This is a genomic window from Streptomyces sp. NPDC040589, from assembly GCF_055594445.1.
The window spans coordinates 390996-403970 of sequence record NZ_JBVIWP010000004.1 but is presented as its reverse complement, the minus strand read 5'-3'; the positions used below and the strand labels follow the sequence as shown (position 1 = coordinate 403970).

Annotated in this window: 9 protein-coding genes; 7 read left to right on the top strand and 2 right to left on the bottom strand. The window is 69.1% G+C overall.

The window, feature by feature from the left end; genetic code table 11:
• The first annotated feature begins 189 nt into the window (after positions 1-189).
• The 4 genes from ACZ58V_RS19735 (at position 190) to ACZ58V_RS19720 (ending at position 5821) form a co-directional block, all read left to right on the top strand.
• Positions 190-1284 (top strand): UDP-glucuronic acid decarboxylase family protein, encoded by a 1095-nt coding sequence (locus tag ACZ58V_RS19735; protein WP_471291098.1) that lies wholly within the window; start codon positions 190-192, stop codon positions 1282-1284.
• A gap of 102 nt (positions 1285-1386) precedes the next feature.
• A complete protein-coding gene (locus tag ACZ58V_RS19730) occupies positions 1387-3276 on the top strand; it encodes a glycosyltransferase family 2 protein (protein ID WP_468188984.1) in 1890 nt (629 codons plus the stop codon).
• 38 nt (positions 3277-3314) lie between these two features.
• The gene (gene galE / locus ACZ58V_RS19725; RefSeq protein WP_471291096.1) at positions 3315-4337 is read left to right on the top strand and encodes a UDP-glucose 4-epimerase GalE; all 1023 of its coding nucleotides are present in this window, start codon (positions 3315-3317) and stop codon (positions 4335-4337) included.
• Between the two features lie 50 nt (positions 4338-4387).
• Positions 4388-5821 carry a UDP-glucose dehydrogenase family protein gene (locus ACZ58V_RS19720; RefSeq protein WP_471291094.1) on the top strand — a complete coding sequence of 478 codons (1434 nt, stop codon included), beginning with the start codon at positions 4388-4390 and terminating at the stop codon, positions 5819-5821.
• Positions 5822-6064: 243 nt separating this feature from the next.
• On the opposite strand, the gene ACZ58V_RS19715 is transcribed toward ACZ58V_RS19720, so the two are convergent.
• On the bottom strand, positions 6065-7699 hold the full coding sequence (locus ACZ58V_RS19715; RefSeq protein WP_468188977.1) for a right-handed parallel beta-helix repeat-containing protein: 1635 nt from the start codon (positions 7697-7699) through the stop codon (positions 6065-6067).
• A 742-nt stretch (positions 7700-8441) separates the two neighbouring features.
• Here ACZ58V_RS19715 and ACZ58V_RS19710 point away from each other — a divergent pair.
• Positions 8442-10175, top strand: coding sequence for a PP2C family protein-serine/threonine phosphatase (locus ACZ58V_RS19710; protein ID WP_471291092.1), 1734 nt, complete (start codon positions 8442-8444; stop codon positions 10173-10175).
• A gap of 288 nt (positions 10176-10463) precedes the next feature.
• Entirely contained in the window at positions 10464-10859 is a 396-nt protein-coding gene (locus ACZ58V_RS19705) for a transposase family protein (protein ID WP_468188973.1), read from the top strand.
• Positions 10860-11159: 300 nt separating this feature from the next.
• Here the strand turns inward: ACZ58V_RS19705 and ACZ58V_RS19700 are convergent, their stop codons facing one another.
• Positions 11160-11783 (bottom strand): TetR/AcrR family transcriptional regulator, encoded by a 624-nt coding sequence (locus ACZ58V_RS19700; protein ID WP_471291723.1) that lies wholly within the window; start codon positions 11781-11783, stop codon positions 11160-11162.
• Positions 11784-11903: 120 nt separating this feature from the next.
• Here ACZ58V_RS19700 and ACZ58V_RS19695 point away from each other — a divergent pair, with 120 nt between their 5' ends.
• A complete protein-coding gene (locus ACZ58V_RS19695; RefSeq protein WP_471291090.1) occupies positions 11904-12854 on the top strand; it encodes an alpha/beta fold hydrolase in 951 nt (316 codons plus the stop codon).
• The last annotated feature ends 121 nt before the right edge of the window (positions 12855-12975 follow it).

The window sequence follows — 12975 nt, the reverse complement described above, 5'->3', positions numbered from 1 at the left end:
CTCCCCAGCGCGACACCCGCCGAACAGCCCAGCAAGCAATCCGCCTCCGAAAATATGAGCACATATGTCGATAGTCTCATCCTGCGTTTCGAGAGAGCTCCGTTTGTCGGCCCATCCGGTCATCCGCCATTCGCCTGTCCGAGCGAGCGGGGCGTGAGGTTATTTCGCTTCTCATTCATGGAGAAAGACATGCGCGTTGCCGTGACCGGTGGCGGTGGTTTCCTTGGGTCACACCTGTGCGAGGCGCTCTTGCAGCGCGGCGACTCCGTGGTGTGCCTGGACAACTTCTCGTCGGGTGACCCCGCGAACATCGCACACCTCCTGTCCAACCCGGCCTTCGACTTCCAGCACGCCGACGTGAGCGTGTCCGTGGAGGTCGCCGGCCGCGTCGATGCCGTCGCCCACTTGGCTTCCCCCGCCTCCCCGACCGACTACCTGCGACAGCCGCTGGAGACCCTCGCGGTCGGCAGCCGTGGCACCGAGAACGCGCTGCGCCTGGCTCTGCGTCACGACGCCCGCTTCATCCTCGCGTCGACGAGCGAGATCTACGGCGATCCCCTGGTTCACCCACAGGAGGAGACGTACTGGGGCAACGTCAACTCCATCGGTCCGCGCAGCGTCTACGACGAGGCGAAACGATACGCCGAGGCGGTCTCGGCCGCGTACCGCCGCACGCACTGCCTCAACGTCGGCATCGCACGGATCTTCAACACCTACGGCCCGCGGATGCGGCCGCACGACGGCCGTGTGGTGTCCAGCTTCATCACCCAGGCTCTGACCGGTGAACCGCTCACCATCTACGGCGACGGCAAGCAGACCCGCAGCTTCTGCTTCGTGGACGACCTGATCCGCGGTCTCGTCGCCCTCCTCGACTCCTCCGAGATGGGCCCGTTCAACCTCGGCAACCCGGTCGAACACACCGTCTCCGAACTCGCCGCGATCGTGCTGGCGATGACCGGCTCGTCCTCCGAGGTGAACTTCCACCCTCTGCCGGTCGACGACCCGGTCCGCCGCCGCCCGGTGATCACCCGAGCCCGCGAGGTGCTGGGCTGGGAGCCGGAGATCGACATCACGGAGGGCCTGAGCCGGACCGTCGCGTACTTCGGCGCCCGCCCCGACCGGCTCGGCGTGTTGGCCGCGGCGATCCGCGGCGGCCAGAGCGAGACGGTCCCGTTGGCCGCAGCGACGGCCACGGCTGACGCGCCGCAGACGATCCCCGGCCCTGCGGCCGTCCCCATCGGCGTGGCGGCCACCGCACCCCAGCCGTCCACATCGGGATCCTGAGCCCCGTCCGCCCCGGCCGGGCGGTGCCCCGGCCCCGCCACAGCCCGTTTCCTCCCCCGCACACCACGGCCCGATGTCGCCCAACCTGGAGAACTTGCCGCCATGACGTCGTTGGAGCAAGGTTCCGCCCATGGGACCGGCACCGTCAAGGACCCACCGCTCCCCTCCCCGGCTCCGGGATCACCGGAGGAGTGGCATGCGCTGGGCGATGAGATCCGAGCCCTGTCGAACGGTGCGGTGGCCTCCATCGGCCCGAACGGACCCGTCCTCGCGATGCCGGCGCGCCGGCTCACCTTCCTGCCCTCCAGTTTCGTGCGGGCGTTCTCGCCCTTCGATCGCTTCCTTGTCGTGCTGCTGTCCCTCGGCTGGGCGGCCTGCCTGGCCTGGTTCTGGGTCTGGTGGCTCCAGCCGTCCCATCGCATCGGCTGGCCGGGCATGGTCATCAACAGCGCTCTCCTGCTGTACCTCACCTACCTGCCGGTGCACTTCCTCGTCGCACTGATCCGTATGCGCCGCTTCGACCCGGCCCATCCGGTACCTGCGCTCCGCACCGCGTTCGTGGTCACTCGCGCTCCGTCCGAGGGCTGGGACATCGCCCGCGCCACCCTGGAGGCAATGCTCGACCAGGACTTCCCGCACGCCTACGACGTGTGGCTGTGCGACGAGGACCCCACCGAGGAAATCGCCGACTGGTGCCGGGCCCACGGTGTCGGCGTCTCCTGTCGGAGGGGCCGTATCGACTACCACCGGGCCGACTGGCCGCGGCGCACGCGCTGCAAAGAGGGCAACCTCGCATTCTTCTACGACCACTGGGGCTACGCTCACTACGACGTGGTCGCCCAGCTCGACTGCGACCACGTTCCGGGCCCCCGGTACCTCGCCGAGGTCGTCCGTCCCTTCACCGACCCGGCCATCGGCTACGTCGCGGCCCCCAGCATCTGCGACTCCAACGCCGACGAATCATGGGCGGCCCGCGGCAGACTGCAGCGCGAGGCAATGTTCCACGGGCCCGTGCAACTGGGCCACTCCGCCGGCCTGGCCCCCGTGTGCATCGGCTCGCACTACGCCGTCCGCACCCAGGCGCTGCGGGACATCGGCGGTCTCGGCCCGGAGCTCGCCGAGGACTTCTCGACCACCTTCCTGCTCAGCTCGGCCGGCTGGCAGGGCGCGTTCGCGATCGACGCGGAGGCTCACGGCGAGGGGCCTCTCACCTTCGGCGCGATGATCACCCAGGAGTTCCAGTGGTCCCGCAGCCTGGCCGTGATGCTCCTGGCAATGCTGCCGCGGCACCTTGGCCGGATGCCCCTCACACTGCGGATGCGCTTCAGCGCGGCGCTGATGTATTACCCGCTCCTCGCCGTGGCCACCATCATGGGCATCCTGCTGCCTCCGATCGCCGCGATCAGCGGCGCCCCCTGGATCAACGTCAACTACTTCGAGTTTCTGGCGCACTTCTGGAGCATGTCCGTCTGGCTGATCCTGCTGACGCTGCTCTGCCGCCGCCGTGGTCTGCTGCGCCCCAAGGACGCCGCGATCTTCAGCTGGGAGGTCTGGCTCTTCGGGCTCTCCCGCTGGCCCTATGTCGTGTGGGGCGTGCTGGCCGCGGTGACGCAGAAGCTGCGACCCCGTCAGATCACGTTCAAGGTCACGCCGAAGAAGCGCGACGGCCTGGAGCCGCTCCCGCTGCGCGCCGTCTCCCCGTACCTGCTGATCACGACGTTCCTGTCGGGCTCGGCTCTGCTCGGCCAGTTCACCGGCCCGGCCGTCGGCTACGTCTTCCTGTGCATCCTCGGTTCCGCCTCGTACACCGCCGTGACGCTCGCGATCGGCGGGCTGCACGTCAAGGAGACGGCACGCGCGACCGGTGTCTCCGTCTTCCGCGCGCTGCGCACAGCCGCGCTTCCGCTCGTAGCCGGTCTGATGTCCCTGCTTCCCCTGGCGCTCGCCGTCGCCGTCTTCCCTGTCTATTTCACCGGCTTCTACACCTGGTGACGGCTGCCGCGGCGGTCGATCGAGAAATGAGGTTCCTCGTGCCCCAGACGGTCCTGGTCACCGGCGGCGCCGGTTTCATCGGCAGCCACACCTGTGTCGAACTCCTCCGCTCCGGCCACGAGGTCGTCGTGCTCGACGACCACTCCAACAGCTCTCCCGAGGCCCTCGAACGCGTCGCGAAGATCGCGGACCGCCCGATCGCCGGTACCCACATCGCCGACGTGCGTGACCGGCGCTCCCTGGACGCCGTCTTCGCGCACCACCCGATCGACGCGGTGATCCACTTCGCCGCCAAGAAGGCCGTCGGCGAGTCGGTGCAGATCCCGCTCACGTACTACGACATCAACGTCAGCGGCACCATCGCCCTGGTCTCGGCGATGCACGACCACGGGGTGCACCGACTGGTGTTCTCGTCGTCCTGCTCGGTCTACGGCGACGCGACGACCGTCCCGCTGACCGAGGAGTCCCCGACCGCGCCGACGAACCCGTACGCCACCACGAAGTGGACCTGTGAACGAATCCTCGCGGACCTGTGCCGCCATCTCCCCGACCTACGGGTCCTGGCGCTGCGGTACTTCAACCCGGCGGGCGCCCACCCCACCGGGCTGCTCGGCGAGGACCCGCGCGGCGTGCCGAACAACATCATGCCGTTCCTGACCCAGATCGCCGTGGGCCGCCGTGCCGAGCTCTGCGTCTTCGGCAACGACTACCCGACACCCGACGGCACCGGTGTGCGCGACTACATCCACGTCGTCGACGTCGCCGAGGGGCACCGCGCGGCCCTCGACCACATCGACGACGAACCCGGCATGCGGGTCTTCAACCTCGGCACCGGGCGCGGCGCTTCCGTCCTTGAACTCGTGCGCGCCTTCGAGGAAGCCTCGGGGCGGCCGATCCCGCACCGCGTCATCGAGCGCCGGCCCGGCGATGTCGCGGAACTCGTCGCCGATCCGGCGAAGGTTGCGGGGGCCTGGGGCTGGAGCGCGCGGCGCGACCTGGCCGCGATGTGCCGCGACGCGTGGAATTTCCAGCAGCAGAACCCGTACGGCTACGTCAACTGACACGTTCCGCCACGCTCCCCAGCTCCCCCCTCCAGACAGGAGAACAGCGCATGCGGTTGACCGTCATCGGTACGGGATACCTCGGAGCTGTGCACGCCGCGTGCATGGCCGGCATCGGACACGATGTCCTCGGCGTCGATGTCGACGCCGCGAAGATCACGTCCCTCGCCGAAGGCCGACCACCCTTCTACGAACCGGGTTTCGAAGATGTTCTGACCCAGGCGCTCGCCACCGGGCGCCTGCGCTTCAGCACCAGCCTGCGCGACGCGGCGGTGCACGGCGAAGTCCACTTCATCTGCGTGGGCACCCCCCAGCAGGCCGGCTCCCAGGCGGCCGACCTGCGGTACGTGGACGCCGCCGTCGACGGGCTCGCCCCGCACCTGCCCGCATCGTGTCTGGTGGTCGGAAAGTCCACCGTCCCGGTGGGCACGACCGAGCGGCTGGCCACTCGCATCGCGGGGCTCGCGCCGGTCGGAGTGCGGGCGGAAGTGGCGTGGAACCCGGAGTTCCTGCGCGAGGGCTTCGCGGTCGAGGACACGCTGCGGCCGGACCGTCTCGTCGTGGGCGTGACCAGCCAGGAGGCGGACGAGACACTGCGCCAGGTGTACGCCCTGATGCTGGAGGCGGGAGTCCCCTACATCAGCACCGACCCGAACACGGCCGAGCTGGTGAAGGTCGCGGCCAACTCCTTCCTCGCCACGAAGATCTCCTTCATCAACGCCATGGCCGAGGTCTGCGACGCCGCGGGCGCGGACGTGGTGACCCTCGCCGACGCCCTCGGCCACGACGCCCGGATCGGCCGCCGGTTCCTGAACGCCGGCCTGGGCTTCGGCGGAGGCTGCCTGCCCAAGGACATCCGGGCGTTCTCCGCCCGCGCACAGGAGCTCGGCATCGGTCAGGCGGTGGACTTCCTCGACCAGGTCGACGAGATCAACCAGCGCCAGCGGACCCGGACCGTCGCGCTCGCCCGCCAGATGGCCGGCGGCGACCTGACCGGCCGCCGGGTGACCGTCCTGGGCGCGACGTTCAAGCCGAACAGCGACGACGTGCGCGACTCGCCGGCGTTGGCTGTCGCGACGGCGCTGCACCGGCAGGGCGCCGACGTCCGAGTCCACGACCCACAGGGCGCCGCGAACGCACAGCGCGCCCACTCGGAGCTGCGCTGCACCTCGGACCTGCTGACCGCTTGCGAGGGTGCTGAGATCGTCCTCCACCTCACCGAGTGGGACGAGTACTGCGAGGTGGATCCGGCCAAGCTGGCCCGCGTGGTCCGCGAGCCGGTCCTCGTCGACGGGCGGAACGCCCTCCTGCACGACAAGTGGCGGGCCGCCGGCTGGACCGTCAAGGCGCTGGGCCGCCCCACGTCATCGGCCCGGCCGTCGGACGCCAAGGCCAGGCAGCACCTGCGGGCCACGATCGCGTCCCAGGTAGCCGAGCCGGACCGCGCCGCGGCCATGACCCCTGCGCCGACCAGCGGGCCATAGACCCACCTACGGACACACCGGCTATGCCCTGTGCTCATGATCCTCGACCGTGGGGCAGGCCGAACCATGCCGCACCCTGGACGCCCGCAGCGGTTCGCTCCGTCCGAGCCGCGGCTCGCGCGGTGAGCCGGTTCTTCGGAGGCTGTCGGGCCACGCCCGTAACGCGGAGAGATCGCCGATGCCGTCGGCGGTCCACAGGCGGAGGGCGGCCGCCTCCGCGACTCGGTGGTCAGCGCGCTGGAGTCAGTCGGCAGTGCGCGTCTGCGCGGCCCCGGCCGTCAGCGCCTGCGGAATCCGGTCGCCGAAGTAGTCGACGGGACCCACGCCGATGCCCAACGCCTGCGGCCCGAGACCGACGAGCCCCTGGCTCTCGCAGTGCGGCACCAGGTTCCGGGCGCCGGCCCCGTCGGTGATCGGGGCTACCAGACCAGGAAGGCACGGGTCCTCGCTCGAGCCGGCCGGCTCGCCGTCGAGTGTTTCCTGGCGGGAGGCGGTGCGCCAGCCGTCCAGCCCCGTGAAGGACTGAGCGCCCCACTCCACCGACCAAGGGCCAGTGCTGTAGTACACGTTGCCCTGAAGCCGAAGCGTGCTGGGGCTGTACGACGACTGGGCGGAGATCAAGGGGCCGCCGTCAGTGGCGAAGATGTTGTTGTGCATGCGCACGCCGTGCATGCCATCGTGCAGCCTGAGCGCCGGAGGCCGGCTCCCCGCGGCCTCTGCGGAGGCCAGGCCTTCCGTCCGCATCACAACGGTGTTGTGGTAGATGTCCAAGTTCGCCATGCGGGTGCCGTAGGCGACGATGCCGCCGTACTCAGGCAGTTTCCGTGCGTCGTCCCAGCTCATGTTGAAGCGGACGATGTTGTTCTTGTGGGCGCCGGTCGGCTGGCCGGAGTAGACGAGGAAGCCAGGCCCGTCGTTGCCGTACGCGAAGTTGTACTGCATGACCGAGAAGGACACGTTGTTGTCCAGGCCGAATCCACCGCCGTCGACCCTTGAGCCCGTGCGGTTGCGGTACGACCTGTTGTTCTCCAGCACCACGCGGGTGGAGTCGTACACCCAGATGCCCTCGGGGCCCTCCTCGGCGACGGCAGCGGAGGTAGAGCCGTTGTCGTGGGCCACCGAGCGCATGACCTTCGCGTCCCGGACGCTACCGAGCGTGATGCCGCTGCCGGTGTTGCGCTTGTCGCTCTGCGGGTCGCCGGTGTTGGAGTACGCCTTGACTCGCTCGATCCGGAGCCCCGCGTGCGCGTAGGTCGGACGGTCGGCTTCGAACTCGGGCCCATAGAAGACGAGCCCGCTCTCAAGATTGTGATGCACGGAGACGTCGCTGATCCGCACGTCGCCGTAGCCGGCGACGGCATCCTTCTCCGCGCCGACGCTCACCCCGTTCTGGAAGCCTCGCGCCTCCACGTTCGTGATCCTGACGTGGTCGAGTCGCCGGGTACCCGGGAGGCTGTTGCGGAAGCCGATCCCGACTCCCTCTCGCAACGACTTGCGGTCGCCGATCAGCGAGAGGTTCCTGATCTGCACGCCGGCGGTGTCGCGCACGGTGATGCCGGACGAGCCGCGCGGCGCGATCGTGGCGCGGCCGGTGCCGTACGACTCGATCACGACCGGCTCCGTCGAACTGCCCGCCTCGCCCTCCTCCAGGGTGACGCTGCCCCGGAACCTCTCGCCGCCCTTGAGCCGGAGCCGGTCGCCGGGCCGGAAGCGCACGCCGTTGGCGTGGTCGAGGGTCCTCCAGGGCTTCTCCGGCGAGAGGCCGTCGTTCTCGTCGTCGCCGTCGGGGCTCACGTAGAAGGTGTACGGGCCGCCGGACGCGGGGCGAGCCGGCCGGTAGATCCCCTGCACGTCGCACCCTGTCAGCAGCAGGAGCACTGCGACCGAGACTCCAGCGGCACTCCTCGTCGCCCGGCTCCGCTTCACCGCGTTCAAGCGCACCCCTTAGGGACGTTCCCGTGTCACATCAAGCACACAACGGAGCAGACTGCCATAGACAGTGCGTACGAAACGCCGTCGGCAATGCGGCATCCGAGTCACATGGCGCCTTCATTCGTTCCGGTGATCCACTCGATCGGGCCCATCCGCTGGCTCTGGACGTTCGAGAGACGGCCGCCAGATCCTTCTCGAGGGCTCGCCGACGAGTCAGGGAACCGCCAGCGCGCGGTGGACAGTGTCGCGCGGAGGTCCGGGGTGCCGACCACCGTGCTCCCGCGCCGCCCTGATGGAAGCCGCGATCCGCCTGGTCTCCGATTGAGGCACAACCGCCCTCCCCGTCTCGACCTGTCCGATGCCGCGGACGTCAGCAGGTAGCTGGTGTACATCCCGTTCGGGGACCGCGACGCCCCCCTCGTGGCGGCCGCGACCGACCTGGCCGCACGGGGGGCATCGCCGAGGCGGGGTACGACAGCACCGCGCCGGGCGAGCGTCTGCCGGCCGGCTCGGGAGCCGAACCGAACCGGTCCGCCGGAGGGGTAGTGATCCACGCCTGCATGGTCGCGATTCACAAGGTTCCAGTGAGCCCCTCGGGTGGCGAGCCGTGCCGAGACTGCGTGCCTCCGATGCATGTCGGGGTCCAGTTGGGGTACCCGGCACGATTCGCGCTTGACGGAGGAGGGACATGGACGACATCGCCGCTCCCGGCAGGGAAGGTACTCCCCTGTCCAGGCACCAGGCGAGGTCTGGCGCCCTGCTCGACGGAACGCTGGAAAACCTGCGGGCGTCCGCCATCTCGGTCGATGACGATGGCCTCATCCTCGCGGCCAATGGCGCAGCCCAACGCCTGCTGGGCAGGGATGCTTCGGAATTCGTTGGCCAGGACTTCCACGACCTGCTGCACCGGGACAAATACGGGCACTCGGTGCCGCGCACTCGCTGCCGGATAAGGAAGGCCCTCCTCACGGGGGACACCAGGCATGGCGACGCCGAGTGGTTCGCCCGCGGGGACGGCACTCTCGTCCAGTTGTCCTGGTTGGTCACGCCTTACGCACCTGGTCCCGGCGCGACAGGTGCGCTGGCGATGCTGTACGAGCCCGAGGACGTGCACCAGAACGATGGCGGGCACTCCGCGCCGCTGACGGAACTGGACCGCCTGGCCCTGCTGGCGGAGACGACCACACAGCTCACGACCACCCTGGACGTGGACGAGGCGCTGCACCGACTGGCGGCCCTGACCGTGCCCCGGCTCGCGGACTGGGCGGTGTTCGACCTACTCACCGAACGTGACGAAGTGCGACGTGTTCTCGTGACGGAACACAAGGACGGCATTCTCCTCGAGCGGGATGACCTGCAAGGCCCGATGCCTCCCGTGCCGGCAGAGTCGCCGATGCCGCTGTCGCGGGCTCTGCGCGGCGCCGCCTCCTCCCTCGCCGGCCCCGCCACCTACCAAGGTCCGCCCGATTCGGGCATCGCGGTCGAGCAGCAGCGTTTGTTCACCGAGACGGGCATGCACTCCGCTGTCATCGCACCCATTCGCGGACTGCGCGACGTACTCGGCGCCCTGACCCTGGGCCGCGCCCGGCGTCATGACGCCTTCACCCCTGCCGACCTGCCACTGCTGGAGGACCTCACCCGCCGGGCGGGCCTGGCGCTGGACAACGCGCGCCTGTACCAGCGTCAGCGCAAAGTCGCCGAGACCATGCAGCGCCACCTGCTGCCCCAGCTGCCCGCCCTGCCCGGGCTGGAGATGACCGCACGCTATGTACCCGCTCCGGACGCCTCGTCCGTGGGCGGTGACTGGTACGACGCCTTCGCTCTGGCCTCCCACGCCCACGCACTGGCCATCGGCGATGTCGTCGGGCACGATCTCGACGCCGCAGCCGGTATGGCGCAGGTCCGCAACATGCTGCGTGCTTTCGCCTGGTCCCACCCCGAGGCCCCGCCCAGCGCCGTCGTCACACGGCTCGACGAGGCCGTGATGCACATAGCCGAGGTGCCCATGGCAACGATGATCCTCGCCAGGCTCACACTCGGCGACGACGCACTGTGGCACCTGCGCTGGACGAACGCCGGCCACCCGCCGCCCCTGCTCATCACCCATGACGGTCAGACCCGCTACCTCGACGAGGCTCACGGCATCCTGCTCGGCACCGGAGTCACCAGAGCTCGCCCCGACGCCGTCACCGTCCTGCCGCCCCGGGCCACGCTCCTGCTCTACACCGACGGTCTGGTCGAATCCCCGCATCACTCCATCGATCAGGGGCTGGACCGGCTGCGCCGACACGCGGCCTCTCTGGCCCACCGCCCTCTGGACTCCTTCTGCGACTCACTGCTGGACCAGGTCCGCCCCAGCGACAATGACGACGACGTCGCCATGATCGCGCTGCGCACACCACCTCCCGTACAGGAGCAATGACCCGAACTGCTTGCGCACGCGTCGTGGAGCTGAATGCTTCTCCCCTCCTGGTCAGTCAGTCTGCGCACACGGACAGGCTCGGCCACCGCACCTCCAGCGATCGGATCGGACGTCACCCCACATCCAACCGCCACGACCACCGACCCGGTGGTTTTGGCGACGGGATCCGGCTCTGGTCCACTTCGTGTGGGCGCGTACGCAGGGTGACTGTTGATCTTCGTGTGATGGCGGGCGAGTTCGCCCGAAAATCGCCCGGCTGGATGGCGGTGTGGTCGACAGTCCTTCGCCGTGAACGAAGTGCTGCCGAAGCTGGACGAGCTGCTGTTCTCCTCGGTCGAGGGCGTGTTGGTGGAATCAGTCGAGGTGACCGACACGGTCGTCCGGGTCGAGGCCCATACGTCCGCAGGGCGGGCGGCCTGTCCGGGGTGTGGATGTTGGTCGGGGCGAATACACGGCTCCTACCTGCGATTTCCTCGTGATCTGCCGACGGTGGGCAAGTTCGTCGTGGTGTCGTTGCGGGTGCGGCGGTTCGTCTGCGAGGAGGAATCCCGCGAGCGCAAGACCTTCGCCGAGCACGTACCCGGCCTCACCCGCAGGTTCGGGCGACGGACCGAGCGGCCGCGGTCGACGCTGGTGTCGGTCGGTCTTGCGCTCGCGGGCCGGGCCGGGCCGGCGCCCGGATGACGGACGCCTTCAAGGTTCCGGTCAGCCGGAACACCCTGCTGAGGCTAATCGCCTCGCTTCCGGACCCCGCCACCGCAGCACCCCGCGTGGTCGGCGTGGACGAATTCGCCCAGCGCAAGGGCAACCAGTCCCTACTGGCTCGGACTGCACGAGGTCGTCATTACGGCACCCGTCCGGCCGAGTGTCCCTCAAGATGCTCAAGCGCCAGATGTTCGGCCGCGCCGGCTTCGCGTTGCTGCGTAAGCGAGTTCTTCTGGCCTGTTGAGTGTGTTCTCCATGGTCCGTCGCCGGCGCCGATGGCTACGTCAGGGACTGGTGCGCAGGGGCGAGGAAGATTCGGTCGAGGTGGTAGGAGAGGACCGCGGCAGCGGACTCTGCGCTGCGTTGGCCCACTAGGACGCTGGTGCCCAGTCCTGCGGACATGGCCAGCAAGCTGATCGCCTCCGCACTCGGATCCGTTCCGGGCCGCAACTGCCCGTCCGTCGCCGCCTGTGTGAGCAGCTGGGTGACGGTGGCCTCGGCGGTGTCGGGTTCCTTGATGTACGGCTGAGCCGCAAGCGTTGCATCGGTGACCGCCAGGACCGCGTACGCGGTGTACAGGTGGTGGAACACTCGGCTTTCCTCGTCGGTGGGCAGCGCTGCCCAGAGCAGGGCCTCGACGATCGCGCGCGGTCCCGGATCGTCCCCGGCAGCCCGGACGCGGGCGGCCACCCGCTGCCCAAAGCGTTCCGTGACATGCCGCAGCCCGAACAGGAGCAGCTTCTCCTTGGACTCGAAGTAGTACTGCACCAGCCGTAGGGATACCCCTGCTTCCGCCGCCACGTCACGCATCCCCACCGCATGAAGGCCGAGTCGCCCGGAGGCGCGGACCAAAGCCTCCACGATCTCGGTCCGCCGTTCCGCATGGTCCACCCGCTTGGGCACGATCCGCTTCTCCACTTCCATGAGTCGACGCTGTCGAGGCTGCACCGCAGCCTCGTGTTGATACAGTCGTACCACAACACGTGGTACGTTCGTATCACGAACGATCCAGACCCCACGGAGGTGGCCGTGCCCGAGTCCGTCCCGCGTCCCCCATCTGATGTCGGCCGCTACCTCAGTGACATCCGACGTGAGCACTACTTCGCAGCCTGCGACGCGGTCTATGCGCTGGGAGCAACCGCGTCCGCAGAGCAGGACGTGGAGACATCCTTCGGCACCACGCACGTCTACCGTTACGACCCCGCCAATGCGGCCGCCCGCGACCGCACCCCCGCCGTCCTCCTTCACGGCGCAGGGTCCTGCTCCGCCATGTGGTACCCGAACACCCCCGCACTGAGTGCCGCGCGCCCCGTCTACGCACTCGACACCCCGGGGGATCCCGGCCGCAGCGAGCAGCGCGCCCCGATCCACCAGCCCGAGCACGCCGCACAGTGGCTAGACGAAACCCTGACCGCGCTCGGACTCGACCACGTGCACCTCGTCGGCTCCTCCTACGGCGGCTGGCTCGCCCTCAACCAGGCACACCACAAACCCGAACGCCTCGCCTCGGCCACCCTCCTCGACCCCGGCGGCCTGGAGAAAGTGGGACTGCGCTTCTTCGTCTGGATCTTCGCCGGCCTCTTCGCGACCTTCGCCCCCAGAGCGCTACGACCCCGGCTCGCGGCCTGGCTCGACCAGCCCGTACTGGTCGTACCAGAACTGCGCGCCATGGTTCACGCCAGCAGACGCGCCTTCCGCATTCGCCGCCCGTCGCCGCTCCCCCTGTCCGACGCCGAGCTAGCCGGCATCCGCACGCCGCTGTACGTGGTACTCGGCAAGCACAGCTTGATGGTGCATCCGCAGCGGCAGGCCGAGCGCATTCCCCGACTGATACCGGGCGCCCGGGTCGAGGTTGTCGCCGGCACAGGCCACGGACCACAAATAGACCACGCCGAAAAGGTGAACCACCTCATGCTGGACTTCATGGAGTCCGCCGAACGCGACCAGCCGAAGACCGGCGAACGAAAACTCTAGGGACGCGGCCCCGCAGTAACTGGCAAGCGTGACCGCCGGCACATGCCGGAGTCGGCAAGCTGACTCTCCGTAGTCGCGCCACAGAAAGTGGACCAGAGCCCGGGATCCGACACCACTTGTC

Excerpts from the sequence above, each read along its gene's own strand:
- ACZ58V_RS19710 (WP_471291092.1), top strand. The coding sequence starts at position 8,442 with ATGGACGACATCGCCGCTCCCGGCAGGGAAGGTACTCCCCTGTCCAGG.
- ACZ58V_RS19720 (WP_471291094.1), top strand. The coding sequence starts at position 4,388 with ATGCGGTTGACCGTCATCGGTACGGGATACCTCGGAGCTGTGCACGCC.
- ACZ58V_RS19735 (WP_471291098.1), top strand. The coding sequence starts at position 190 with ATGCGCGTTGCCGTGACCGGTGGCGGTGGTTTCCTTGGGTCACACCTG.
- ACZ58V_RS19730 (WP_468188984.1), top strand. The coding sequence starts at position 1,387 with ATGACGTCGTTGGAGCAAGGTTCCGCCCATGGGACCGGCACCGTCAAG.